The 24,871-nt window shown below is 42.2% G+C and carries 31 protein-coding genes and 1 tRNA gene; 24 read left to right on the forward strand and 8 right to left on the reverse strand.

Annotated elements, in window-relative coordinates; translation table 11 throughout:
• Genes sufC through MKS91_RS03820 form a run of 5 tightly spaced genes read left to right on the forward strand, consistent with a single transcriptional unit; the run spans window position 1 to window position 4,216 of the window.
• A complete protein-coding gene (gene sufC / locus MKS91_RS03800; RefSeq protein ID WP_258569517.1) occupies window positions 1-744 on the forward strand; it encodes a Fe-S cluster assembly ATPase SufC in 744 nt (247 codons plus the stop codon).
• Window positions 723-1,775, forward strand: a complete 1,053-nt coding sequence (locus MKS91_RS03805) for a SufD family Fe-S cluster assembly protein (protein WP_258569518.1) — start codon at window positions 723-725, stop codon at window positions 1,773-1,775. The genes sufC and MKS91_RS03805 overlap by 22 nt, the downstream gene beginning before the upstream one ends.
• Complete coding sequence (locus tag MKS91_RS03810) at window positions 1,768-2,943, forward strand: aminotransferase class V-fold PLP-dependent enzyme (RefSeq protein ID WP_258569519.1); 1,176 nt, start codon at window positions 1,768-1,770, stop codon at window positions 2,941-2,943. The genes MKS91_RS03805 and MKS91_RS03810 overlap by 8 nt, the downstream gene beginning before the upstream one ends.
• On the forward strand, window positions 2,940-3,686 hold the full coding sequence (sufU, locus tag MKS91_RS03815; RefSeq protein WP_258569520.1) for a Fe-S cluster assembly sulfur transfer protein SufU: 747 nt from the start codon (window positions 2,940-2,942) through the stop codon (window positions 3,684-3,686). The genes MKS91_RS03810 and sufU overlap by 4 nt, the downstream gene beginning before the upstream one ends.
• Window positions 3,683-4,216: an iron-sulfur cluster assembly protein gene (locus tag MKS91_RS03820; protein WP_258569521.1), complete on the forward strand. Its 534-nt coding sequence runs from the start codon at window positions 3,683-3,685 to the stop codon at window positions 4,214-4,216. The genes sufU and MKS91_RS03820 overlap by 4 nt, the downstream gene beginning before the upstream one ends.
• Here the strand turns inward: MKS91_RS03820 and MKS91_RS03825 are convergent.
• From MKS91_RS03825 to MKS91_RS03845, 5 genes are all read right to left on the reverse strand, one after another.
• A complete protein-coding gene (locus MKS91_RS03825; protein ID WP_258569522.1) occupies window positions 4,213-5,442 on the reverse strand; it encodes a multidrug effflux MFS transporter in 1,230 nt (409 codons plus the stop codon). The two genes, MKS91_RS03820 and MKS91_RS03825, sit on opposite strands and share 4 nt — an antisense overlap.
• Before the next feature lie 114 nt (window positions 5,443-5,556).
• The gene (locus tag MKS91_RS03830) at window positions 5,557-6,327 is read right to left on the reverse strand and encodes an exodeoxyribonuclease III (RefSeq protein WP_258569523.1); all 771 of its coding nucleotides are present in this window, start codon (window positions 6,325-6,327) and stop codon (window positions 5,557-5,559) included.
• Window positions 6,324-7,250 carry a DUF2807 domain-containing protein gene (locus MKS91_RS03835; RefSeq protein WP_258569524.1) on the reverse strand — a complete coding sequence of 309 codons (927 nt, stop codon included), beginning with the start codon at window positions 7,248-7,250 and terminating at the stop codon, window positions 6,324-6,326. The genes MKS91_RS03830 and MKS91_RS03835 overlap by 4 nt, the downstream gene beginning before the upstream one ends.
• Entirely contained in the window at window positions 7,247-8,011 is a 765-nt protein-coding gene (locus tag MKS91_RS03840) for a slipin family protein (RefSeq protein ID WP_258569525.1), read from the reverse strand. Before MKS91_RS03840 ends, MKS91_RS03835 begins: the two co-directional genes overlap by 4 nt.
• Window position 8,012: 1 nt before the next feature.
• Window positions 8,013-9,305 (reverse strand): NfeD family protein, encoded by a 1,293-nt coding sequence (locus MKS91_RS03845; RefSeq protein WP_258569526.1) that lies wholly within the window; start codon window positions 9,303-9,305, stop codon window positions 8,013-8,015.
• A gap of 91 nt (window positions 9,306-9,396) precedes the next feature.
• Here MKS91_RS03845 and MKS91_RS03850 point away from each other — a divergent pair.
• The 3 genes from MKS91_RS03850 (at window position 9,397) to lysS (ending at window position 12,075) form a co-directional block, all read left to right on the forward strand.
• A tRNA-Lys gene (locus tag MKS91_RS03850) sits at window positions 9,397-9,469 on the forward strand.
• 20 nt (window positions 9,470-9,489) lie between these two features.
• Window positions 9,490-10,597 (forward strand): peptide chain release factor 2 gene (prfB, locus tag MKS91_RS03855; protein ID WP_258569527.1). Its coding sequence is split into 2 segments (ribosomal slippage): window positions 9,490-9,561 and window positions 9,563-10,597, totalling 1,107 coding nucleotides; the frame shifts between segments, so codons are not numbered across the junction.
• A gap of 8 nt (window positions 10,598-10,605) precedes the next feature.
• Complete coding sequence (gene lysS / locus MKS91_RS03860) at window positions 10,606-12,075, forward strand: lysine--tRNA ligase (protein ID WP_258569528.1); 1,470 nt, start codon at window positions 10,606-10,608, stop codon at window positions 12,073-12,075.
• Here lysS and MKS91_RS03865 read toward each other — a convergent pair whose 3' ends face one another.
• On the reverse strand, window positions 12,076-12,672 hold the full coding sequence (locus MKS91_RS03865) for a folate-binding protein YgfZ (RefSeq protein WP_258569529.1): 597 nt from the start codon (window positions 12,670-12,672) through the stop codon (window positions 12,076-12,078).
• A gap of 66 nt (window positions 12,673-12,738) precedes the next feature.
• Here MKS91_RS03865 and MKS91_RS03870 point away from each other — a divergent pair, with 66 nt between their 5' ends.
• The 16 genes from MKS91_RS03870 to MKS91_RS03945 all read left to right on the forward strand — a co-directional run bounded on the left by MKS91_RS03870 (window position 12,739) and on the right by MKS91_RS03945 (window position 23,873).
• Entirely contained in the window at window positions 12,739-13,236 is a 498-nt protein-coding gene (locus MKS91_RS03870; RefSeq protein ID WP_258569530.1) for a hypothetical protein, read from the forward strand.
• 53 nt (window positions 13,237-13,289) lie between these two features.
• Window positions 13,290-13,862 (forward strand): hypothetical protein, encoded by a 573-nt coding sequence (locus MKS91_RS03875; protein WP_258569531.1) that lies wholly within the window; start codon window positions 13,290-13,292, stop codon window positions 13,860-13,862.
• Between the two features lie 139 nt (window positions 13,863-14,001).
• On the forward strand, window positions 14,002-14,436 hold the full coding sequence (gene rplM / locus MKS91_RS03880) for a 50S ribosomal protein L13 (RefSeq protein WP_258569532.1): 435 nt from the start codon (window positions 14,002-14,004) through the stop codon (window positions 14,434-14,436).
• Window positions 14,437-14,458: 22 nt separating this feature from the next.
• On the forward strand, window positions 14,459-14,929 hold the full coding sequence (gene rpsI / locus MKS91_RS03885) for a 30S ribosomal protein S9 (protein WP_258569786.1): 471 nt from the start codon (window positions 14,459-14,461) through the stop codon (window positions 14,927-14,929).
• A 20-nt stretch (window positions 14,930-14,949) separates the two neighbouring features.
• Complete coding sequence (locus MKS91_RS03890; RefSeq protein WP_258569533.1) at window positions 14,950-15,564, forward strand: glutathione S-transferase N-terminal domain-containing protein; 615 nt, start codon at window positions 14,950-14,952, stop codon at window positions 15,562-15,564.
• The gene (locus tag MKS91_RS03895) at window positions 15,545-15,916 is read left to right on the forward strand and encodes a stringent starvation protein B (protein WP_258569534.1); all 372 of its coding nucleotides are present in this window, start codon (window positions 15,545-15,547) and stop codon (window positions 15,914-15,916) included. The genes MKS91_RS03890 and MKS91_RS03895 overlap by 20 nt, the downstream gene beginning before the upstream one ends.
• Before the next feature lie 13 nt (window positions 15,917-15,929).
• Window positions 15,930-16,499, forward strand: a complete 570-nt coding sequence (locus MKS91_RS03900) for a LemA family protein (RefSeq protein ID WP_258569535.1) — start codon at window positions 15,930-15,932, stop codon at window positions 16,497-16,499.
• 42 nt (window positions 16,500-16,541) lie between these two features.
• The gene (gene htpX / locus MKS91_RS03905) at window positions 16,542-17,543 is read left to right on the forward strand and encodes a zinc metalloprotease HtpX (protein ID WP_258569536.1); all 1,002 of its coding nucleotides are present in this window, start codon (window positions 16,542-16,544) and stop codon (window positions 17,541-17,543) included.
• Window positions 17,544-17,615: 72 nt separating this feature from the next.
• Window positions 17,616-18,485 carry a hypothetical protein gene (locus MKS91_RS03910; protein WP_258569537.1) on the forward strand — a complete coding sequence of 290 codons (870 nt, stop codon included), beginning with the start codon at window positions 17,616-17,618 and terminating at the stop codon, window positions 18,483-18,485.
• Window positions 18,486-18,520: 35 nt separating this feature from the next.
• A complete protein-coding gene (locus MKS91_RS03915) occupies window positions 18,521-19,492 on the forward strand; it encodes a hypothetical protein (RefSeq protein ID WP_258569538.1) in 972 nt (323 codons plus the stop codon).
• A 40-nt stretch (window positions 19,493-19,532) separates the two neighbouring features.
• Window positions 19,533-20,141: a hypothetical protein gene (locus MKS91_RS03920; protein WP_258569539.1), complete on the forward strand. Its 609-nt coding sequence runs from the start codon at window positions 19,533-19,535 to the stop codon at window positions 20,139-20,141.
• Between the two features lie 28 nt (window positions 20,142-20,169).
• Complete coding sequence (locus MKS91_RS03925) at window positions 20,170-20,679, forward strand: mechanosensitive ion channel family protein (RefSeq protein WP_258569540.1); 510 nt, start codon at window positions 20,170-20,172, stop codon at window positions 20,677-20,679.
• A 92-nt stretch (window positions 20,680-20,771) separates the two neighbouring features.
• The gene (locus MKS91_RS03930; RefSeq protein WP_258569541.1) at window positions 20,772-21,683 is read left to right on the forward strand and encodes a recombination-associated protein RdgC; all 912 of its coding nucleotides are present in this window, start codon (window positions 20,772-20,774) and stop codon (window positions 21,681-21,683) included.
• Window positions 21,670-22,854, forward strand: coding sequence for a tyrosine--tRNA ligase (tyrS, locus tag MKS91_RS03935; protein ID WP_258569542.1), 1,185 nt, complete (start codon window positions 21,670-21,672; stop codon window positions 22,852-22,854). The genes MKS91_RS03930 and tyrS overlap by 14 nt, the downstream gene beginning before the upstream one ends.
• 196 nt (window positions 22,855-23,050) lie before the next feature.
• Window positions 23,051-23,242, forward strand: coding sequence for a hypothetical protein (locus MKS91_RS03940; RefSeq protein WP_258569543.1), 192 nt, complete (start codon window positions 23,051-23,053; stop codon window positions 23,240-23,242).
• 499 nt (window positions 23,243-23,741) lie between these two features.
• Window positions 23,742-23,873 carry a hypothetical protein gene (locus MKS91_RS03945; protein ID WP_258569544.1) on the forward strand — a complete coding sequence of 44 codons (132 nt, stop codon included), beginning with the start codon at window positions 23,742-23,744 and terminating at the stop codon, window positions 23,871-23,873.
• 7 nt (window positions 23,874-23,880) lie between these two features.
• Here the strand turns inward: MKS91_RS03945 and tadA are convergent, their stop codons facing one another.
• Together tadA and MKS91_RS03955 are read right to left on the reverse strand one after the other, a co-directional pair.
• On the reverse strand, window positions 23,881-24,321 hold the full coding sequence (tadA, locus tag MKS91_RS03950; protein ID WP_258569545.1) for a tRNA adenosine(34) deaminase TadA: 441 nt from the start codon (window positions 24,319-24,321) through the stop codon (window positions 23,881-23,883).
• A complete protein-coding gene (locus tag MKS91_RS03955) occupies window positions 24,321-24,803 on the reverse strand; it encodes a YajQ family cyclic di-GMP-binding protein (RefSeq protein WP_258569546.1) in 483 nt (160 codons plus the stop codon). Before MKS91_RS03955 ends, tadA begins: the two co-directional genes overlap by 1 nt.
• Window positions 24,804-24,871: the final 68 nt, after the last annotated feature.

Genomic DNA, 24,871 nt, shown 5'->3' on the forward strand with positions numbered 1-24,871 from the left:
ATGATAGATATTAAGAATTTGTGTGTCAGCGCATCAGATAAGAAAATATTACAAAACTTTTCATTGTCGATACCCTTAGGACATGTGACTGCTATTATGGGCCCGAATGGTTCTGGTAAAAGTACGCTAGCCAATGCTTTGGCAGGCCATCAAGATTATCAAGTTTCTGGAGTGGTTGATTTCAAGGGATCTGATTTATTGGCATTAGAAGCCTATGAAAGGGCAGAGAAGGGACTGTTCGTGGCGTTTCAGAATCCTGTGGCCATTCCTGGTGTGAATAATTTGTTTTTTATGAAAACAATCTTGAATGCGAAACGGAAACGTGAAGGGCTAGAGCCACTTGATGCATCTGATTTTATGGCATTGGTTGAAGAAAAGGCTGCATTGGTCGGCTTGGATGCAAAGTTTTGGGAACGGTCTTTGAATGATGATTTTTCTGGGGGAGAAAGAAAACGTAATGATATATTGCAGATGTTACTGTTAGAACCCGATTTTATGGTATTGGATGAGACGGATTCTGGGTTGGATATTGACTCCATGCAACTGGTGGCAAACGCCATTAATTCTTTGAAGTCAGAGCAACGTTCAATTGTGTTGATTACCCATTACCAGCGTTTATTGCGCTATGTACAGCCAGACAGTATTCATGTTTTAATGAATGGTGCCATTGTAAAATCATCTGATAAGTCATTGGTTGAAAAGTTAGAATCAGAGGGGTATCAGTGGTTACAAGAAATAGAATAGACTTCAAGGATGTCGCTGCTGTGGCTGTTCAGGAAGAGTCCTGGCGCCGGATGCCAGTCATGTCTTTTTGTTATCAGCAGTGCAGGGCACAACCTATTGTTTCCGGTAAGACATTGGTAACCTATAATGGGCACGTTAAAGAGACGATCGTGGGCTTACAGTCAGTAGAGTATGTGCATTCATCCGTGTGGCCAGGTGAGTTTTTGTATCATGAGATATCACAGTTTCCTTACACTATGACGGTGACTTTAACCTCGGGAACATATCATTGGCAGGATAGCAGTGATGTCGGGTGTGCAGCACGATATTTATTGGTGGTTGAAGCAGGGCAGTATTGTGTACTGCATGAGACCATGCAGCTTCAGGATAGTGCACGAAATCTGGATATTGTGGTGAAAAAAGGTGCGAGTCTACAGCATTATGCTGCGTTAAAACCAGCTGGACAGATGTGTGATCATATCCAGGTATGGGTTGAGGAAGGGGCTTCTTATCAACAGTTTTTTGCCATTAGTGGGCAGGATGTTTATCGGCGTTCACAATGTTTTCATGCTTTGGCATCAGATAGTCAGGTGATGGTTCAAGGAATGGTCGCTGTAAAAAGTCAAGGGTTTGTGAGTGACCATACTCTATTAAAGCAACATGCGGCCAATACACGGAGCATACATCGTGTGAATACCATTCTAGATCAAGGTGCTAAAGCGGATGTTTATAGTACAGTGGATGTTGTGCCAAAAGCGCCAAAGGTCACCACGCGGCAAAACATTAGGCACTTATTGTTGTCTGAGGATGCAAAAGCTTTTTCAAAACCGGCATTGAATATCTCGGTGGATGATGTGGATTGTCAACACGGGGCGGTTTCTCGAATGATTGATGATGATTTATTGTTTTATATGAATAGCCGAGGCTTAGACCGCCAGCAAGCCACCCAATTATATTTAGAAGGCTATGTGGATACCTGTTTCAAAGGGTATCCAGAAGGTGATCGATTGGCGTTACAAATCAAAAAAGCAATAGGGCTTTTGGATGAGTAGATACGCTGACTTTCAAATTTTACGTGAGCAAGATGTCTCATATCTTGATCATGCAGCATCCAGTTTAACGCCAGACTGTGTTCTCGATGCAGTGACCGGTTATTATCAGAAGTATCGCTCTAATGTGAATAGAGGCGTGTATCGGTGGAGTGCTGATGCAACCATCGCTTATGAAAACGCACGTTTACAAGTGGCAAGCTTTATTGGTGCGGATGCGAGTGAAGTGGTTTTTACCTCAGGTGCAACGGAGGCCATTAATCTTGCTGCATACAGTATTGTGAAACATATGCTTACTCCTGGTCAGGTGATCTTGTTAAGCCGTTTTGAGCATCATGCCAATTTAATTCCTTGGCAGCGTTTGGCTAAGGGAAAGAATTGCCAGATTGCTTATATCCCAATAAACGATGACTTTGAGGTTGATTGGGAAGGATTTAAAAAGCAGCTGGCAACACTTCCTGTGGCTTTGATAGCCATTACTCATGCTTCAAATGTTTTGGGTCTTAAACATGATATCCGGAAGTTTTCATCTTTTGGTGTGCCGGTATTGGTTGATGGCACACAAATGGTATCGCATGAGTCGGTGGATGTGAAAGCATTGGGGTGTGGGTTTTATGTATGGTCTGCTCATAAAATGTATGGTCCCACAGGTATTGGGGCATTGTATGTAGATACACGGTATCATCACTTGATGCAGCCGCATTATACCGGAGGTGGTATTGTTGATGAGGTGACTTATGATCATGCCACCTTTCAGCAGGGCTTGGTGGCTTTGGAGCCTGGAACACCCAACATTGCAGGTGCCATCGGATTTGGACGTGCTTGTCAATATATTAACCAGATAGGTTTTGACCATATTATGGCGCATGAGCAACGCTTATGGCAGTATTTTTTAGAGCAAGTCAAGCCATTGGGTTTACAGTCATATGGACCCAGTCAGCATATGGTATACTCCTTTGGGTATCCAGGGGTTCATGCCCATGATGTGGCAACCATTTTATCAGACAACCACGTGATGGTTCGTGCAGGTCATCATTGTTGTATGCCATTGATGTCGTATCTTGATGTGCATGCATTAACCCGGGTATCACTGGGGATTTATAATCAAGAACGTGATGTCGAGCGTTTTGTCTCGGGGATAAAAACAATTAAACAGGTTATGGGACAATGAGTCACTTTTTATATCAACAAATGATTTTAGATCATAGTAAAAACCCTTGTGGTAAGACGGACAATCCCAAAGGAGATTGTTGCAAAGCCAACAACCCGTCTTGTGGCGATAAGATACATATGTGTGTAACACTGAAGGATGGGATCATTGAAGAGATGTCATACGATGTGAGTGGTTGTAGTATTTCTATTGCAGCAGCATCGGTGTTGGTGGCCACCATGAAGGGTCAAAGTGTTGAGACGTTTCATGAGGTGATGGGACAATATTTAAAGATGCTGAAAGATGGTAGTGACGTGGATATCCCGGCAAAGCTTCAGGTTTTTTCTGGTGTATCTCAGTATCCTATGCGGGTGAAGTGTGCGACATTTGTCTGGCATGCAGCCAAAGAAGCGATTCAAATTGCATCATATCCGATTCAGATGACTCAAGCTGCACGAGACTTTTGGCATAGCCTTGTTATGGCGCAGCAGGGTCAGGGTATCCATTTGGTGTTCAAACAAGTTGGCTGTATGGGCTGGCAGTTTATCCCCAGTGTGGTTACTCAGGCCCCTGAGGGCGGCCAAATAATGAGATTTGGTCGGTTGGTTGTATTTATGCTGCCTGAGGATATAAAGCTTGTAGAGGGTACTAAAATCGATTATATGCAACACGATGATCTGGGTCAGTCAAAGGTGGTGTATCAGCATCCGAATGCCACACTACACTGTGGCTGTGGTGAAAGCTTTTTTATGGGTGAGATATGAGTCTAACAGGAAAAACCATTATCATTGAGCGGGATGTCCAAACAATCTTGGTGCCCAGTGGTCAAGTATTGGAGCTTAAAGCAGGTACTCCTGTTCGAGTAACCCAAGCATTGGGTGATAACTTTTCCGTAGAAGTCTTTGGACAATTGGTCATGATCGGTGGTGAGAATCGAGATGCTTTGGGTCTTGAGTCCAATGAAGCAGCCTATGCCTTTTTGCAGGACAGTTCGCTTGGTGTTGAAGAAAAAGCCATCCGGCAGATAAAGACCTGTTATGACCCAGAGTTACCAGTAAATGTTTACGATCTAGGATTGATTTATCATATCGATGTCTTAGAGAGCAGTATGCATATTGCCATGACACTCACATCACCTACCTGTGGTATGGGACCATTCATTGTAGAAGAGGTAAAACGTAAGCTCCATATGATACCAGGTGTGGATCAAGTGAAGATTGAACTGGTTTTTGATCCTCCTTGGGATAAAACCCGTTTGTCTCAAACAGCCAAATTGGCACTCAATATATTTTAGTCCCATTCAGTTGGGGTAATTTGAACGACTGTCCCTTTATCCAGTAGGGTGTTTCTAAAAAAGTAGCAACAAAAAGAAGCGGTTCCTGATAAGAACAGAATAACATAACCCAGTGACTGTGGGGTGATTGGCAGTTGCATCAAAAGCATTCCAAGTAGCGATGATAAGAAGAACTTCACACAGCCTACAGCAGAGAAAGCCACGCCGGCTATTTTGCCAAAAGGCTGCATGGTTCCAGCCAGTCCTGCACCAATGGTAAGGGCTGCCCCAGCCACGACAAAAACCATGGGTATGATAAAGCCGATAATGGTAATAGCAAATAGTTGCTGTAGCACAATCAATGCCAGCCCCCCTGACGCCATCAGGAAGCAGCCTAGTTCTACGGTATAATGAGGTCCAAGCCTACGACAGATCTTGTTGGTTGTAAGGCTGGAGGTAAAGAAGCTGAAGCCTACGATACCAAAGAAGATACCATACAAAGTTTTGTCATATTGTAGCAGTGTCATAATAATATAAGGAGATTGAGAGAAAAACATAAAGAAGCTACCCATCCCAGTTGCTGCAGCCAGAGAGTATACCAAAAAATGAGTGTTGGTGAGCACGGCTTTGTATGCATACTTTAAATGTTTTAGATGAACGGGGTGTTTGTGGGGTACCGTTTCATGATAGAGAAAAAAGGTGGAGATGAGGGTGACCAAACCAATGATACCCAGTGATAGAAACACCATAGGCCAAGAGGAAATCTGTGCGATATAGCCACCAATGCTCGGGGCAAAAATAGGTGATTGTGAAATACAAACATTGATATAGCTATACATTTTGGCACTGTCTTGGGTATTGGGGTAGCAATCTCTCACAGTACTATAGGCGCAAAGAAAGGTACCTGAAGCACCAAAAGCTTGTAACAGTCTGGCAATTAACAGGATACGGAAGTTTCCGGCAAAAGCACCTGTAATACTGCCCAATAAAAAGATCATGAGACTGCTGATGGCAACAGGACGTCTGCCATATTTGTCACACAAAGGCCCAGCAATAATTTGAGAAATGGCACAAGAGAACATAAAGCCTGATAAGGTCAGCTGCATCACTTCTTCAGATGTCTGAAATAATTGACCGAGCTCAGGTACCAATGGGATGTAAAAGTCTAAACCAAGGGCAAACAATGCAACCAATGGTGCAAGGATACATAAGGTTTTCTGAGAAGAATGTGGCCAGTTAATCGACATAAGATGAGAGTGTGGTTTTCAAAGATCCTAACATTTTTTTCTCAAGGATGGTAGTGTCTTAATCGGGTATACATGCTTTGTGCTCAAAAATGTTTGGTCAGCATCTTTAGATGACTACAAGCTCTGGTACTCAACGAGTAATGGCGCATGATCTGAATAGCGTGGCGAGGGGAATATCTGACTGGATAGGATCTTATCTTTGAGATCGGGGGTGGTGATTTGATAGTCAATACGCCATCCTACGTTATTCTCCCTGGCTTTTCCTCTAAAAGACCACCATGTATATTGATGTGGTAGGTCACAGACTTCACGAAATGCATCAAGGTATCCCAATTCTAATACCTGGTCTAACCAAGCGCGTTCTTCAGGGAGAAAACCGGAGTTTTTCTCATTGGCTTTGGCGTTTTTAATATCAATGGTTTTATGAGCGATGTTCCAGTCGCCACAAATTATCACAGGTTTGTTAAGGGTTAAATATTCTTGCAGCTGGTGTTGATAAAAATGATCCAGCATTTGGTATTTTAAGGCTTGCCGAGCGTCACCGCTAGATCCTGAGGGGAGATAGAGGGAGACAATCATGAAGTTTTCATACTCAAAGGCGATGTAGCGGCCTTCACGATCTGCCCAATCCAATCCAGTTGTACGGTGGATGGTTAAAGGGGCTTTTTTGGCATAGATGCCAACGCCGCTATAACCTTTTTTTTCAGCGCAAGAAAATGCTGAGGTGTAACCATCAAATTGAACAATTTCAGGGTCTAGGGTGTTGATCTGAGCTTTGGTCTCTTGAACAGCAATAAAGTCTGGATCATGTTCTTTAACCCAAGCTTTAAAATCTTTACGAACGGCAGAACGAATGCCGTTTAAGTTCATACTGACAACTTTCATAGTGCTTGAATCTGGGTCTTACCTGGTTTAAAGGCTTTGAAGTGATATTTGGCCAGTCCAGAGGTGATACCCTTGGTGGACTTGGCAAAACCATCTTGAATGACCAGCCGACTGTTGCCTCTGAGTTTGAAATTGAGTGAATCGGCTTTAAAGCTGTCTATGGTACATTGGTTATTTAGAAATAGGTCAAAGAAGGCTAAGTCAAAACCAAGCTTGCCAATGGTTTGTTTGGAGTTGCTGGACCCTTGTAAGACCAAGTTTTCACCATAAGCTTGCTTTAAAAAGAGCTTAGAGTCACTACTTTGGTCAATTTTTATCGACTGACGTAAATTGAGTGTGTCAATGGTGACTGTTGAGCTGTCGTGTAGGTCTAACAGTATGGTATTGGCTTTTAATTCAATGGCATTGAGGGTTGATGTGCCAAAGGTTTCCAATTTCATGGTTCTCGTCGTTTGGGGTTGCGTGAACTTAACACTGCTACTGCCTGAAATAGAGAGCTTGTTAACACCCAGGTCGCTATTGATGATGGCATCACTGCTATTATCAAGCTGTAGTGCTTCCAGTTTTGGCAGGGTAATATTTATGGTTAATCGGTATTGAGCAGAATCTTCATCTCGTAGGTTGAAAAGTTTGGTGAAAAATCCCTGCTGAGATTTTAGGGGGCTTAACGATAAGATGTTGTCCTCGTGAGTAATGTTGATCTGTTTCAAGGCCTGTTCTGTGCCAGTGAGGCTTACATTGGGAGCACCTTCAGAGATAGAGACAGTGTAGCCACCAGCGACATGAAGGGACGCTATTTCTTCAAAATCAATAGATAGCGTTTTCGTATGAGGGGCTTCTGTAGCAGACTCTGGAGCCAAGGTAGGTACAGCTGCGATAGACCAGGAGAGCAAACCAGCCAGTGAGTATTTCATGACGGTCATGAAGTTTCTCCAGTATTTTTATCAAGAAGTTTTGTCAAGATATCAATAGGGAAGACAATGGTATGACTTTTATCAGAACTGATGTTGGATAGTGTATCAAGGTAACGCAGTTGAATGGCACCAGGTGATTTTGCAAGAATATCGGCAGCTTCACTTAGTTTGGTAGAGGCTTGTAGTTCACCATCGGCGTGGATGACTTTTGCACGTCGGTCTCTTTCTGCTTCTGCTTGTTTCGCGATGGCACGTCGCATGGACTCGTCAATGTCTACATCCTTAATTTCTACTTGAGTGACTTTAATACCCCAACAGTCGGTTTGTTCATCCAAGATCTTTCTCAAGCGAGTATTGAGTTGTTCACGTTGGCTTAGCATTTCATCCAGTTCATGCTCACCAAGGACCGATCTTAGGGTTGTTTGTGCTAACTGTCCAGTAGCTTCAATGAAGTTAGCAACCTGGATAATGGCTTTCTCTGGGTCAATGACTTTGAAGTAAACAACCGCATTCACTTTGGTTGAAATATTGTCTTTGCTAATCACATCTTGGGTTGGGACATCCATGACCAAAGTACGGAGTTCTATTCGGGTCATGGTTTGGATGAATGGAATCAATATCACCAGACCAGGGCCTTTAACGCGGTAGAAGCGTCCTAACATAAAGACAACACCTCTTTCGTATTCTTTTAAAATCTTGATAAAAGAGGACAGGAAGAGAAAGGTAATAAACAACAAGATTAAAATACTTAAGATGGTCAGTTCTGACATGTTATTCTCCTGAGGGTTGAATGGTTGCAACAACACCGTGAATGTGTGTTACAATAACGTATTGATGAAGCCGAACGGAGGTCTCGCTAATAGCGCTCCAAACTTCACCGTCGACACGAATGGCGTAATCGTGCTCATGGACTTCTGTGACAATCGCAGTTTGTCCAATAAGGCGCTCTGAGCCAGATACCGGTGCTCGTCGATAGGTGCGTAAGTTGATTTTGATTAAGGTGAGTAACCCTATGGAAAGGGCTGCTACAATAGACAGTATGACCCACACAGAGGGCATGGCCCAGTGGATCCCATCAAAGAGGAAGAAGCTACCGACAGCAAGGGCGATGACACCTGCAAAACCAAGTATGCCAAAGCTTGGGATAAAAGATTCCGCTACCAAGAACCCTGTGCCCAATAGGATTAAGCCAAGACCGGCATAATTAATGGGGAGGATTTGTAAGCTATAGGCAGCAATTAATAGGCAGACAGCCCCAATAACACCAGGGATCAGACTTCCTGGGTTGAATAATTCAATCATTAAGCCATAAATCCCTGCCATTAAGAGTAGGTAGGTAATGTTAGGATCAGTAATGGCAAATAAAATCCGTTGTTTCAATGTCGGGGCGTGATTGATGACTTTTGCGTCTTTTAAGTTTAAGGTCAGAAAGCCGTTTTGCATACGAACACGTTTGTTGTGAGCTTGCTGTAATAAATCGGTGGCATCTGAGGCAATGATTTCTATAGCATCGGCAGAGAGTGCTTCTTGGGCTGTTAGGCTGACTGCAGTGCTCACGGCATCGATGGCAAAGTCTTCATTACGGTCATGGTATTGTGCTAAGGAACGGATATAGGCAGTGGAGTCTTCCATGATCTTATTGGTTACAGCGTCATCTTTCTTTTCATTATTGGGCCCAAGTGATACGGGTGTTGCAGAACCAAGGTGGGTGCCAGGAGCCATGGCGGCCAGATGGGATGCATAAAGAATAAAGGTTCCAGCACTGGCAGCACGTGCTCCTTGAGGGCTGACATAAGTAATGACAGGAACGGGGGATGCGAGGATGGCTTGTCCAAAGGAACGGGTTGTTGTATACAAGCCGCCAGGGGTATCCAATTGTAAGATAACTGCATCGTACCCTTCATTGTTGGCTGCTTCTAAGCCTGAGGCCAGATACTCAAAAGCAGGCGGGGTGATGGCTTGGTTAATGGTTACTTGAAGGATTTTGGGGGTAGCATATACCATACTGGCTAAAAAAGTAGCAAGCAATATCCTTAAGTAAAACTGTGTTTTACGCTTGTTCATAGTATTAGTGTATAATAATTTAAAAAAATAGGTAGAAATTTTCAAAATAATTTGATCTTTGCGAAATTAATCAGTATGATTCTTTTGAATTGGGTCGTTAGCTCAGCCGGTAGAGCATCGGACTTTTAATCCGCTGGTCGCGCGTTCGAATCGCGCACGACCCAACACAATTCTTGAGATGACTATGAAAATGAGTGAGATAATTGATAAAATCCGGGGGTCTGAAAAAGTCCTAAAGGAAATCCGGGGGTATCTTTGACTTAGACGCAATGTCCAAAGAACGTCAGAAAGCACAAGTCGCACTCAATGATCCTGAAGCATGGAAGGATCCAGATAAAGTCAAAGCAGCGTCTCAACGCCACAAGCAAATCACCCAGTTTTTAGAAGGCCTTGATGGTTTAGATGGTGCAATCCAAGATGCGCATGAACTGTATGCGTTAACACTGGAAGAAGATGATCCTGAGCTTTTGGCAGCATTGATTGCTGATGTTAAAAAGTTAGAGGCATCTGTTTCAGACATTGAAATGCAACGATTCTTTACAGGGAAGCACGATCAAAGTTATGCCTATGTGGATATTCAAGCAGGTTCTGGTGGTACGGAGGCGCAGGATTGGGCTCAAATGTTAATGCGAATGTACACACGTTGGGCTGAAGCTCATGGTTTTTCGGTCTCAGTGACTCAAATGATGTCCGGTGACGTGGCGGGTGTGCGGAATGTAACGTTAAAAGTATCTGGTCCTTATGCCTTTGGTTGGTTGAAAACTGAGTCAGGGGTGCATAGATTGGTGAGGAAATCACCGTTTGATAGCGGTAACCGTCGTCATACGTCTTTTGCATCCGTGTTTATTTATCCTGAAGTCAGTGATGATGTGGCAATAGATATCAATCCTGCAGATTTGAGGGTTGATACGTATCGAGCCAGTGGTGCGGGTGGTCAGCATGTGAATACAACAGACTCGGCTGTTCGGATTACCCACACGCCCACAGGTGTTGTGGTGCAATGTCAAGCAGAGCGTTCCCAGCATAAAAATAAAGCCAGTGCACTGAAGCAGTTACAGGCAAAGTTGCATCAGTTGGCGTTGGCAGAACAGAATGAAGAGAAGCAGGCACTAGAGGAGTCTAAAGATGATATTACGTGGGGCCAGCAAATTCGGTCTTATGTACTGGATCAATCAAGAATTAAAGATTTAAGGACGGGTGTTGAGGTGAGTACACCACAAACAGTATTGGATGGTGAGCTTGATGTGTTTATTAGAGCAAGCTTACAGCAACAAGCAAAGAATAGTGAATAGGAGTAGTGATGGCAACGCAAGACCAGCATGAAGTCAGAAAAGACAAATTGGGTGCATTAAGAGGGGAAGGTTGGTGTTTTCCTAATGATAAAAAGCCAAGTATCACTGCAGTAGCGTTACAGGAGCGTTATGCCGAGGATCTGGATGATACGCAACATTATATCGCTGGTCGTATTATGACAGCAAGGTATATGGGGAAAGCTGCGTTTTTAACTTTGCAAGATCGATCAGGTCAGATTCAAGTGTATTTACGTGCCAATGATTTGGGGGCTGAGGTTTTTGAGCAAGCAAAATCTTGGGATCTGGGTGATATTGTTTGGGTTCAGGGTCATGTCTTTCGAACCAAGTTGGGAGAGTTGACGGTATGGGCCTCAGCGACAGCGGTGTTGGTTAAATCGTTACGGCCACTTCCTGATAAGTTTCATGGACTGCAGGATCAAGAAACCCGTTACAGGCAGCGGTATGTAGATTTGATGGTGAACCAAGATTCAAAAGAAGTGTTTGTCAAGCGATCCAGGTTAATGAAGCTTTTGAGAGACTTTTTTGATCAGCGTGAGTTTTTAGAAGTGGAAACGCCGATGATGCATCCCATTGCAGGTGGTGCGGTGGCCAGACCTTTTGTCACGCATCACAATACCTTGGATATGGATCTATATTTGCGGGTAGCGCCAGAGTTGTATTTAAAACGTTTGGTGGTTGGGGGCTTTGAACGGGTTTATGAAATTAACCGTAATTTCCGCAATGAGGGGATTTCAACTCGGCATAATCCTGAGTTCACCATGATTGAGTTTTATCAGGCTTATGCCGATTATAAAGACCTGATGGCATTAACCAATGCATTGTTTTCGGTTATTGCAGAGCAGCTAACGGATAATGGTATTGTTACGTATCTGGATCATGAGATTGACTTCTCTAAGCCCATTGCAGAAATGACGATGGATGAGGCCATACTGGAGCACCATCCTCAGCTGACAGCGGAGATATTGGCAGATGAGTCTGGGCTATTGGCGTATTTGAATACTCATAAAATTTCGTGTAAAGAAGGTTCAGTATTGGCACAGATGAAGTTGCAGCTGTTTGAGGATACGGTTGAAGAAAAGCTGATTCAGCCGGTGTTTATTACGGAGTATCCAGCGATTGTATCACCATTGGCCAGACGGAGTGATCATGATAATACGTTAACAGATCGCTTTGAGTTGTTCATTGCCGGGCAAGAGATTGCCAATGGCTTTTCTGAGTTAAATGATCCTGAGGATCAGGCGGAGCGATTTGCGCAGCAGATGGCTGAAAAAGAGAAGGGTGATCATGAGGCAATGCCTTATGATGAGGATTATATTCGCGCGCTTGAATATGGTTTGCCGCCAACAGCAGGGCAGGGGATCGGTATCGATCGTTTGGTGATGATTCTCACCAACACACCGACTATTCGAGATGTGATTTTATTCCCTACATTACGTCATAAGTCATTGGAAGAGTAATTAAATCTTTTCAATGGTTAATGTGTGGTAGGTGGTGCCATCAAAATGACAGTTGATGGCGCTAGAGATAGGGCTTTGATGGGTTTGGTATTGTATGATGCGTTTGCTACTGCCGCGAAACTGAGTGCGAGCAATGACTTCATAACCGATAAAACAACCTTTGTGAAATGATACCGCATCTATTAGATTTAGGATTTGAGGTGTGTAACGCCCTTTGATGTCAGCTGTTATGGTTGGTATGGTTTGTTGGATGAGAAACAGTGGCCAGCTATCATCGCCAGGTATGGGGGTGTTGCTGAATTGAAGTTGGGTATCTGCCCATATGGTCTGATCAGACTGTTGTAGGGTGAGTTCCTGAAAAGGGTCGTAGAATTGAATTGTTTTTAAGAGCTCAGGTATGTTTGTCTGTTCAATCCAAATATCAGTTTGCTGATTGTGGTGTTGGACCCAGAAGATGAGACAGACTTTGCCAGAAGCATTACAAATGGTGCTGAGCTTGGGGGTTGTGCATTGATGTAAGTCTTGAGTGATGAGGCGTTGTAGGGACGGGGTTGTATTGGGGTTGTGGATTGAGATCTTGCGCAGTGTTGTCTTCATATTGTCCTCGTAACGTGAGATACTACTGTAACAAATGATATAGGATGGGTGCAATAGGGGGTTGGGGTGTTTTGGTCTAAGAAAGCCGAGTTTTGTTCAGAAATAGCCAAGGCAGTGGGTGATCGTGTGCCATTGTTTTTTCCAGAAGGACGGGTAAATATTGTGGAGATATTACCAGAAGATTTGCACAAGAAATATATTATGGCATCATCAAAGCAGTATTGGGTTGATCAATTCATATCAATAAAGCCGGCAGATTGGTATGGTATTTATTTTGCCTCATTATGGGGTGCTGAAGAAGATCGGGTGATCAAAGCGTTGAAGCAAGCCATGCTATCAGGGAGTGTTTGTTGTTGGGTTGATGTCACGGATGATGCGAGTGGTGTGGCGATGTGCCATTGGGGTGATCGCTTAAAAGATAAGGTATTGATGCCTTGTGTGGTGGACCAGATTCCGTATCATGGATCTGTTGATTGGCTTCAGGGGAAGCAATTAATGTTTGCCTTGTTTTGGCATCAAGACAATAAGGTCAGGGTGCCTGTCGAACAGTGGGTGACCTACTAGTATTTTTTTCATGATCATGCTACTGTATTGTAAGGTTATATAGGAGTCAGATAGTGGCTAAAATCGATAAAGATCTAGAGGCCTTAAAAAGCCAGTTGAAAGAAAGCGGGAGTCAGTTGTTGGTATCTGAAGAAGCTAAGATGGCTTGGGATAATATGAACCCCTATTTGAAGATTTCTAATAAACCGAAGAATAAGCCTACAGGTGATGCTATTATGCCATGGGGTGATCAAGAGCCAACGAACTTTTCGACTGAGTCAGGCGGGCAGTTTGTGCATCACCCTGCTAAAGGTGGCATGGGAGCGTGGGCTGAAGTGAGTAATGCCGTAACAGCTAAGTTTGACCAGAGCGCCTCATTAACAAAATCTGCGATGGTGACAGTGGTTGAAGTTGTCGATGCGTTGTATGCTCAAGGATGGCGTGCATTTAAGATAGAGGCAGGTTCAAGCCACATGCAGCTTGCATGTTGGTCATACGTAAGTACGAAGAAGGATGTTAAGATAAGTGGTTTTAAACCTACTCAAGCGCATCAAGAGTGGCATGCGCGGGTTGAAGAGGAATGGTCTGAAGTGAAGCGTGATTTAGATGCATCCGTTGTTGATGTGAGTGCCAAATTGGACTCGTGATTGCATGGGGAATCAAGGCTGAGGTGTGGCTTTGGGAAAAAAAGTGCATTTTTTTAAAAAAAATCTTGTAACTCATCTATCTGTTGTATATTATACAGTAATTATGAAATCGTGTTTGATACAAAATAAGGGTGTAGATATGAGTAATCTCAAGACGTACCATGCAAAAAAGCAAGATGTAGAGTCTAAATGGTTGTTAGTTAGCGCTGAGGGCAAAAGCCTCGGTAGGTTGTCAACGTTGTTGGCGAGTAAATTGTTGGGTAAAGACAATCCTAGGTATACGCCAGGTGTTGATATCGCACCATGGATAGTGGTGATCAATTCTGACAAGGTAAAGCCTTCTCGTGATGATAAGAATTTTTATTGGCATACAGGCTACCCGGGTGGTATTAAGAGTGAAACAGTGGGGCAGCGTTTAGAAACAAAGTCTGATGAAGTCATATTGAAAGCTGTTGAACGCATGTTGCCAAAGAATTCGCATGGTAGAAAATTACTGACCAAGCTAAGAGTATTTAAAGGTAGCGAGCATACGCATGCTGCACAGCAACCTAAAGACATTAATGAAGAGAGTTAAAATGGCAGGTAAGAAACAAACGATTCAAAAAATTCATACAGTTGGTAGACGTAAGTCTGCTGTTGCTAGAGTCTACATGGCAGAAGGTAAAGGTTCTGTTGAGGTTAATGGTAAGGATATTAAAGATTATTTCGGACCAACCACATCATACCCAGCTGTTTCAGTTATGCCGTTAACCTTGGTTGAAATGGCATCTAATTTTGATGTAAGAGTCGTGGTAAAAGGCGGAGGATTGACAGGTCAGTCTGATGCTATTAGCTTGGCAATTGCTCGTGCGTTGTGTTTGTATGAGTTAAAGTTATTGCCTGCTGATGCTGTCGAGGTATCTGAAGAAGCTGATGAAGCAACTGGTGATGACGTTGTGGCGACTACACGACCTATTAAGGCTTTGTTAAAATTAAACAAGATGCTTACCCGTGATTCGCGTGCTGTTGAGCGTAAGAAGTATGGATTCCGTAAGGCTCGTAAGAAAGAGCAATACTCTAAGCGTTAATCGAGACATCAGGATCATTTATGATTTTATATTCACATCCAGATTGTATTAACAATCATAGGGTCAGGTTGGTTTTATGTGAAAAGGCGGTGTCCTCTTCTGTTGAGGTTGTCGATTTAAGTGATCCATCAGAAGCATTTTTGCAAGCAAACCCTTATGGGAATTTGCCAGCATTGGTGGACCGAGACTTGGTATTGAATCATCCAAACATTATTATGGAATATTTGGATGAGCGTTTTCCTCATCCGCCATTATTGCCTGTTTATCCCATTGCTAAAGCAAAGTCACGTTTGATGATTTATCGTATTGAGCAAGATTGGTACTCGTTGATTGACGAGATTGAAAAACCTGGTGCAGATAAAGAGAAACTTGCAAAGAAGATTATGAACTCCTTATTAAAGCTTGAGCCTGTTTTTGCTGAAATGGATTATTTCTTAAGCTCAGAGTTTTCTTTGGTAGATTGTTCAATTGCCCCTGTGTTGTGGAGGTTGCCAAAATATGGTGTTGATATTCCAGAAGATGCTGTGGCTATACAAGCGTATTGTAAGCGCATTTTCCGCAGAAATTCCTTTCAAGCGAGTCTCACAGATCAAGAGTGTTCCATCCGAGAAGACTATGACGATGAAGTCTACTAAGCCATATTTGTTTAGAGCCATGTACCAATGGATTGTTGATAGTCAGTGTACGCCATTGGTTTTAGCGCGTACCGATATTTTGGGTGCTGTTGTGCCTGAGGGTTATGCTAAAGATGGGCAAATTATGCTGGATATTGCTCAAGATTCCGTGAAAGACTTTTTGGTTGATGACCATGTGTTGTCGTTTAAAGCTGTATTTGGTGATGATGTGTGTCAAGTACGGTTCCCGATGGTTGCTATTTTAGCGATTTATGCTGCAGAAAATGGTAAAGGACTAGAGTTTGGTCCTGAAGAAGATGAGAACAGTGGCGATCAAGACCAGTCTGGTTCGCCAGAATTAAGAGTTTTATAAACGAGGCATATCTATGTTCGAGTATTTATTAGGAATCAGTGTTTTATCGGTAGCGTATGTTATCTATATTTACAATAGCTTGGTCAATTTGCGAGAAGCGGCGATTAATGACTCCAAAATGATAGGTGTTCAATTAGACCGTCGTTGGAAGGTATTGCAAAGTTTGATTAGTGCGGTGAGTAAGTATATGAGCTATGAAGAAACCGTATTGAAGGACGTGGTTTCATTAAGGTCACAGGCAGAATGTGCTGTAGAAGGTGGAGATCAGGTGAATCGTGTTGCTGCAGAGAATGCGATATCAAAAATCATTCCAGGGCTGAATGTGATGGTGGAAGCATATCCAGATCTTAAGGCCAATACAACGGTGATACAATTAATGGAAGAGATTGTTAGTACAGAGAATAAGTTGTCGTTTTCCAAACAGTCTTATAACGATAGTAGTGAGCGCTTTAATGCAAAAATACTTCAGTTTCCTGTTAATCTGGTTGTTGGGTTATTTGGGGAGCAGTTTAAAGCTTTTGCATACTGGCAGTTAGAAAAGGATGATGAAAAAGAAAAAGAGGACTTTATTGCAAAGCTTTAGTGCAATGCATGACCTTGAGTATTCATATCAGAGGTTTATATCATGAACTGGCGTCATCAACTTACCGTCAATAAAAGAAAGACAGTAATGATATTATTGTCTTTTTTTGTTTTGTATTTCTTGTTGGGCGCCTTTGTTGCGATTTTATTTCAGCCATATACCACACAATCATGGTGGACGATCCTGTTGACACCACAAAGCCGGTGGATTGTTATGATATTTTTGCTGGTATCATTAATGATTGTATTGACGGCGGTTTTTTTTGGTGGAAAGTTATCATTAGCTGGGACTAAGGCTGTTCGGGTCACCGAGGATAGTGAGGACCTTCGTGCAAAGCAGTTATACAATATTGTAGAAGAAATGAAGATTGCGGCGGGGCTACGGTATATGCCGGCCATTTATATCATGCCAGTGGGATATATGAATGCATTTGCATCAGGTTGGCATGAAAAAAATGCCGTACTTGCGGTAACACGGCCATTGTTGGAAGCATTAAATCGAGAAGAGCTGCAAGCAGTTATTGCGCATGAAATCAGCCATATACGACATCAAGATACCCGGGTGATGACACTGGTGTCTGTGTTGGCCAGTGTCTTGGTAATGATGATTGATATTATCTTTAGGAGTGTGCTTTATTCAAAACCAAGACGTGGGCGGCGAAATGATGCGAGTGGTTTATTGGTGATTGTGATTATGGTCATACGAATATTATTGCCAATTTTGACGGCTTTTATGGTCATGTATGTGAGTCGAAAGCGGGAGTTCTTAGCAGATGCAGGTTGTGTGGCTTTAACAAGAAATAATTTGGGATTGGCCAGTGCTTTAAGAAAAATTCATCAAGGGCATACAATGCATGAAAAGGACGTTCAGGAGGCGTATGAGCAAACCCCCAATGAAAGTGTGCGAAGCTTGGCATATATTTATTCACCTAGGAAATCTGGGATCAGAAACTTTTTGAATGTCCACGAGTGGTTTTCAACGCATCCACCGTTAAAAGAACGGTTAGAGGCTCTTGGAGTTAAAGATGGGGAAGATGCCTCTTAAGGCATGTTAAAATTCACTAGAGCCAAAAAGAAATCTGTGTTAAATTGCTCGAAGTTATAACTGAGAATATAGATGGAACGTGCTGTAGATACCCTCTGGGCTAAAAGTAAGTATTTAATGTCAAAAATAGGGAAGGGTTACAAGGCATCATATAATCACAAAAAAGATACAATTTTTGTGACTCTAGTGACAGCAACATCTTTTTTGTCTCTGCAAAAGTTTTTACCAGGGGTTCAGTTATTGAAACCCTTAAAGGCTGCAGGGGTGGGGTTCCATCCAACGAATAATGCTAAAGTACTGGATGGTTTGTATCATCAATATATTTTGTCTCATACACCTTTTAGTGAAGCGGTATATCTACCAGCAGATTATGAAGTAATCTCTCCAGGGGGCATATCACATTTAGAAACAGCCTCTGATCGAGTGGTGACTGAGGTGCTTAAAGGGAAGCACTATTTATCTTACGAACAGGTGAATGGGTGGGTCACACAGAATATCACGGATGTTGATCCCATATTGCTTTGCTTAAGTTCGGCATTGTATGAGATGGAAGGCAAAAAAGAGCAATCCTATGTGCGTTATGCATTGGCACAGCTTCGGTTTATTTTGGATGTACAAAAGTGTGAACACTTCAATGAGAATATTGATCTGTCTTTAGCTTGGTGTCGAGAAAAGGTACAGACCTTTTTGGGTGATCAATTTGAGGGTTGGTATATAAACATGCCAGAATTTGAGCCTTTGAAAAAGGCGGTGCTATTGAGTTCGAAGCTTTCAGGCAGCTATACGCCAACTTGGGTTTGTCAGCAAGGTTGGGCGCGGTCAGAGGGGTTTGTCGCACAGGAGCAATGGTCAGAGCAAGAAAGTGCATTGTTTGAAGCCTTAAAAGGAGCTAAAAGCCTGACTCAGTTAGAGGATGATGTTGCGGGCTGGGTGCGGCTGTAGATATGGCGCACAAAATTAAGATAAGGGATACGGTTATGAGTGGTTTTTTGAATAATTATGTAACTGAAAATGTTGTTATTTTTTTTCTCGCTATTGTGGTTCTTGTGGGGGATGTTGGTTATCTGCAAGAGGTTATGCATACAGTGTCTAACTATGCTTTTAGTCTGTTGCTGCTATTGAACGTTTCGGTATATCTTGATAATAACAAAAAGGCATTGGAGGTATTTAAATACAATGGGGTCTCTTATGTTCTCTATCGACTATTAACTGAGGTGAGTCATCATCATGTCATGGCTTGTTATCGGATAGTTGTCGTCACAACATTTTTGTATACAGCAACCATGTTGGGCAAGGTTTTTTGTGTTATAGAGAAAATGAGTAAGAGTCGTCATCAAGGCTTAAGGGAATCATTTTACCATTCGGGTGGCCCGGCTGTGAGCGAGGTGTCCATATACCCCAGTTACCGTTCATTGGTGGGAGCCATGACCTCTTTTCAAACAGGTCATTCAGGTAAATCTATTATCTGTCTTTTTGGTGTTGTTGTTGGTGTGGGGGATGTTTACTATCTGCAAGATCTGATGCATGTGCTGTCAAATATGGTTTTTTTCTCACTAATATTATCAAATATCTGGGTATATTTTGACGGTCACCAACCTGCTTTGGTTGTATTGCGAGACAATGGCACTTCTTATGTTGCATACCAAATATTCACAAAATTAAGCCATCATCACTACTTTATGCCGTTTTATCGGATGATGGTTGTCATGACATTTTTACATACAGCGACCATGGCAGGTAAGGTTTATTGTGCAATGGCGAAAATGTACAAGAATCATGATGGCAGTTTAGAGGTATCATTTCATCGTATAGGCGCTGGTCTTGCGAGTGTGGCGCCAATATTCCCTAGCTATCGCTTGTTGGTAAGTGCTAATGCATGTTATCAAAACGCTTATCTGTATAGAGGGCCACAGGAGCATATGGAAGAGGCTTTAAGTCATGGTTTTTGAAGGCGTTGAGGTATGTTATTTGTTGTTTTTATCATTTCTGATGATTTATCAGTGGGACTCAGTGGTTGATTGGTATTTTTTAATACACCAAACGTTACTGGTGAATGTGATGTACCAACAAGCAATATTTTTATATCCAGATATTGAACATAAATCCTTTCCTTGGAGCCTGGTTCTTTTATTCCGACCATTTACCATGAAACCCTATGTCATTGGTGCCAAAAGTATTCGTTTGGCGAGGCTTAAAAACGCAGTGTATTTATGTTACCGAGCCAATATTTTTTTTTGGTGTCTACTTGTGTTGTATGGAGGCTCAAGTGGTGGAGGAGTAAAGTTTAAAAAAGGGGCCTTATATTTTGTGAGTGGCTTGGGGTATTTAGAATCAGGATATGCGGCATCAAAGGTATTATATTTTAAGTCAATGGTTGCGGAAAATGAGTGCTTGTTTGAGTTTTTTACTCAGATTGGAAGTCATTCAAATGCATATGGTGACTTTATAGAAGACCCATCTGAGCGTCAATCTATAAGAAAATCGCTGTATTTGTCTGTAAAAATGTCCCCTAAAAGAAGTATTGAGCTGCCGATCAATTCGATGAAGTCAGCCTTTAGAACACTGAGTAGATCCATGGTTCTGGATATGTTATATTGAGCTTAATCAACAAAACCTTGGAGAAAATATGGATGATAGGTTGGCATCGATGATGTGGATGGTTGAGTACGTGGATACCAATAGAGTGAGTTTGTCACTAGTGATTATTGTATTCTATGGTATTTTAAAGCGGCTGATTGGTGTTGTTGTCCGTGGTATACACGCTAACTTTTCTGATCAGCAAGCGAGTGTTGTGGGTTTGCTGGGCAAGATAGCATCGGTGGTTTTATGGATCTTAACATTAATGTCATTACTGGGAACCTGGGGTGTTGATACGGCTCCATTAATTGCCAGTATTGGTCTTTCAGGGTTTGCATTAAGTTTTGCATTAAAGGATTTGATTGGTAATGTCCTTTCAGGTGTATTGCTGCTGTTACATCGGCCGTTTGCCCCTGGAGATATGATTGAAGTTGGTGGTATTACGGGCAAGATCCTAAGTATAGACTTGCGGTATACCATTTTATCGAATGAATCGGGAAAACACTTTTTTCCAAATTCACAGATGACGTCAATGCGCGTCACAGTGACAGAAGGTTAAGTTCTTTTTATCCCAAATCCAGGTTGTGAAAGTACTGGATTTTTGGGAGTGATAGCGCTAATGTTAAAGGAAGCAGATTAAGGAGTTATTCTATGTGGTTAAAGCAAGTTTCATGGTTTGATATGAGAAGCAATCTTTTATTGGAAGGAGAGGCGTTAGAAGAGGCTCTGTCTCAAAAGCAAGCCTACAAACCACATGCAACGCAAAGCAGATCTTTAGGTTGGGTGAGTCCTTTGGGAGAAGGTCATCCTCTGTGTGTAGAAAGCGGTTCTTATTTATGGTTGGCTGTTCGAATCGATCAAAAACTTTTGCCTGCGAATGTGGTTAAAGATGTTGTTGCTGAGAAGTTGGCTGAGCAAGAAGCGATGCAAGGTTACCCACCAACCAATAAACAACGTCGTGTTATGAAGGATGAAGTGACTTTAGATTTATTGCCGAAAGCCTTTGTGGTCAGTAAGAAGGTACAGGTTATTGTTGATCATGATAACAAATTATTGATGGTAGATAGTACGTCAGCTTCTGTGAAAGATGTGGTCATTGACCTACTTAGACAAACGGTTGGTAGCTTGCCTTTAACGCATTATATTGAACAAAGAACAGCCATAAGTCATGTGCTGAAAAACTGGGTAACAGAGCCCCCTGAAGGTATAGATATTGAGTCAGAGTATACATTGATTAACCCGAATGATGTGAATGCTAAGGCAAGGGTAACGGGGCTTGATGAGTCTGCTATACTAGGACATTTGTCTCAAGGGATGACAGTATCGCAACTGATGGTTCAGTACCATGCTCAGTTGAAGTTCCAAATGACTGACCAACTAGACTTTAGTCGAGTCAAGTTTCTAAACTTTGGTGAAGAAGAAAAGTTAGATGACCCAATCGCACAGGCTATGGCGGACTTTTCGTTGACAGTGCCGTATTTTACTCAGATAATCAAGGCATGTAAAACATGGTTCCCATTGGAACAGACAGAAGAAGAGGAGGCTGTGAATGTCATCGAGTAGTCTTGAGCAGTTACTATTAGGTACAGAGTCAAACTTACCAGAGGGTGAGCTTGAAAAATTATTGGCAGAAGCGCGTCCTTTAAAGGTAAAGGCGGGCTTTGATCCTACAGCTCAGGATTTGCATTTTGGTCACACGGTGCTGATTGAGAAACTTCGTCAATTTCAAGCTCATGGCCACGAAGTTATTTTCATTGTTGGTGATTATACGGCCATGATCGGGGATCCTTCTGGTCGTAACGCAACAAGGCCACCTTTAACAGAAGAACAAGTTCAAGCCCATGCTAAGACTTATACCGAGCAAGTCTTTAAGATCCTTGATCCTGAAAAAACAACGGTATGTTTTAATAATGATTGGTTGGGAAAGCTGACTAGTATGGATTTGGTCAAGCTGGCATCATCTCAAACAGTTGCAAGAATGCTTGAAAGGGATGACTTTGCAAAACGTTATAAAGACAATCAACCTATTAGTATTCATGAGTTTTTATATCCGCTATTACAAGGTTATGATTCCTATGCGATTGAAGCAGATATTGAGTTAGGTGGGACAGACCAGACTTTTAATTTGTTGATGGGGCGTGAAATTCAGAAAGCTCATGGGATGAAGCCACAAGCGATCTTGACGGTACCCTTATTGGAAGGTTTGGATGGGGTGAAAAAGATGTCAAAAAGCTATGGCAACTATATCGCACTGAATGATAGTCCTATCGATATGTATGGAAAAGTGATGTCAATTTCCGATGCCTTGATGTGGCGGTATTATGATTTGATATCAGGAAAGTCTATTCATGAGACCCAGGGGTTAAAGGACACGGTGAATGCTGGTGTGAATCCTAGAGATCTTAAGCGCCAGTTGGCGCATTTATTGGTGACTAGGTTCCATGATGCGTCTTTAGCAGACCAGGCTCAGGAAGCCTTTATACAGCAGTTTACCAAAGGCGGGGTTCCTGATGATATTGCCTCTGTTCGTTTATCCCAAGAACAATTGGCTATGCCATTGGGAGTCTTATTAAGAGACGTAGGTTTGGTGGCATCTTCCTCTGAAGGCAATCGTATGATAAAACAGGGGGCGGTCAGGCTAGATGCTCAGGTCATTGATGTGTTACCTGGTTTGACCGGTGAGCATGTCTTGCAGGTTGGGAAGCGTCGGTTAATAAAGATTATAGAAGCGTAGCCATTAGTAAATAATGATAATGTGAAAAATGAAGCGAGATGCTTTTGTAATTGTTAATATTTTTAATAAGATGTGTATTGGCTATAATAGGATTTTAATATCTTAGGCGTCAAGAGAAAATGATCTCTACAGGGGGGAATGGGCTTTCGGTATCATCGGTAACCATCTAGACCCCCAATTCTTAGCAAGGTTCTCCATGACTTCGAAAAAAGTATGGCGCAGTTATCAGCGGATGATACAGCAAAGAAAGGGTCTTTTGAGTTTGATGTCTGACGGGGTTGGGGTTTATCAACTCCCAGGGACTTTCCTGGTGCAAAATCAAGAAATGTTTTCTAATCCACCGCTGGCGACTTTGGGCTCGTGTCAATCAGCTGAGTCTATGCCGTAGCAGCCAGTAATATTAGGAAATCTCTTTAGTTAAGAGCGCTTGCATGCGTGGGGTCGTGTGCTGAGTGGCGATACTGTAGGATACGTACAAACATCAAAGAATCAGATACGCTGCTATCAACGGAATAGTCGACAGACACTGGCCAGTTGTTCAGTTTCTTTGCAAAATCTGCCTTATGCCTGCTATTTTATGAATAAAGGATTTTTGATCCGTTGCGGTAGGGCGCTTTATTGTTTCATAAGTCCCCACCAATATCATTGTAAATAGCCTAGGCATAGCGAATACCGACCTATATGAAGGCAATAAATTCCGTTTGTAACAGAAAGTTTTTGGGCCAGTCATGTTGCAAGAAATCCATTGGTTTTTTTATGGTGAGACGATCATGTCATTATGTGTGCACTAGTGTTCTATTGCGGAAAATCTATGCGGTAGTTTACGACTCATTCAGTTAGGATTTGGGTATTTACTGCGTGCTTATATTAAAAGACAGGGCCATGTTATGAGCGTGAAGAACTTTCATTTGCTGCGGGTTGAGAGTGATGGGGAGAGTATTCTCTTTAGAGAAGAAGTAAACGAAGTCCTTTCAAAAGGATTACAAGATATTTCAAAAAGGTATCTGGCCAGTGGCTAGGTTTTCGTTAGCGTCGTTGGTTAAAAAAAGTTTTGAGTTGCCTTTTGCAAATGTCTTGACAGATGTTTGCAACCACTTTAGGCTGGTGGTTAAATGAAAATTCGGCCAATTTATTTTGAGAAATAATGCCATTTTTCGGATCAGATGCACCAAATACGACATGTGTTATTCTGGCTTGGATAATGGCACCATAGCACATGATACAGGGCTCTAGGGTGATATATAGTGTTGTGTTTAATAGGCGATGGTTCCCCATTTTCTGCCCTGCATTTCGAATGCAACATATTTCAGCATGGGCAGATGGATCATTGTTTTGGATGGTTCGATTAAAACCTGTGGCAATTAATTGATCGTTTTGGATGATAATGGCCCCGATGGGTACTTCACCAGATTCTTCGGCGAGTTTTGCTTGCTCAATGGCTAGTAGCATCCACTTTTCGTGTGTCATTAATCTCTAAAGTTATTAAATTGTAAAGGCATATCAAAAGACTCTTCTTTAAGCATGTCCATAATGGTTCTCAAGTCATCAATCTTTTTGGCGGTGACTCTAACTTTGCTATCCATAATGCTACTTTGGGCTTTAATTTTGGCATCTTTGATCATTTTGTTGATCTTTTTACCTGTGGGTGTATCAATACCTTCAGTTAGCTTGTAGACCTTTTGGGCACTTCCTAAGGATGATGTTGCGTCACCGTCAGAGAGTACAGCCAGGTCAATGCCACGAGCGACAAGTCGTGTTTGCAGTACTTTCTCAACTTGGTCAACATGAAAAGATTCATTGGCATTGATGGTGATGCATTCTTTATCATGGGTAACTTTTGCGTTGCTGTCTTTTAAATCAAAACGATTACTAACTTCACGGTTTGCTTGGTCAACAGCATTGGTGACTTCATGGTGGTTTATTTCAGATACAGCGTCGAAGGATGGCATGGATTCTCTCGGTGGTTTTTATTGTTATAACGTCTATATGGTGATAAATCAAGAGAAAGTTAACTTGT

Origin of the sequence: Candidatus Synchoanobacter obligatus, assembly GCF_024259865.1 — a bacterium.
In the GTDB taxonomy this organism is placed as follows: Bacteria; Pseudomonadota; Gammaproteobacteria; order Comchoanobacterales; family Comchoanobacteraceae; genus Synchoanobacter; species Synchoanobacter obligatus.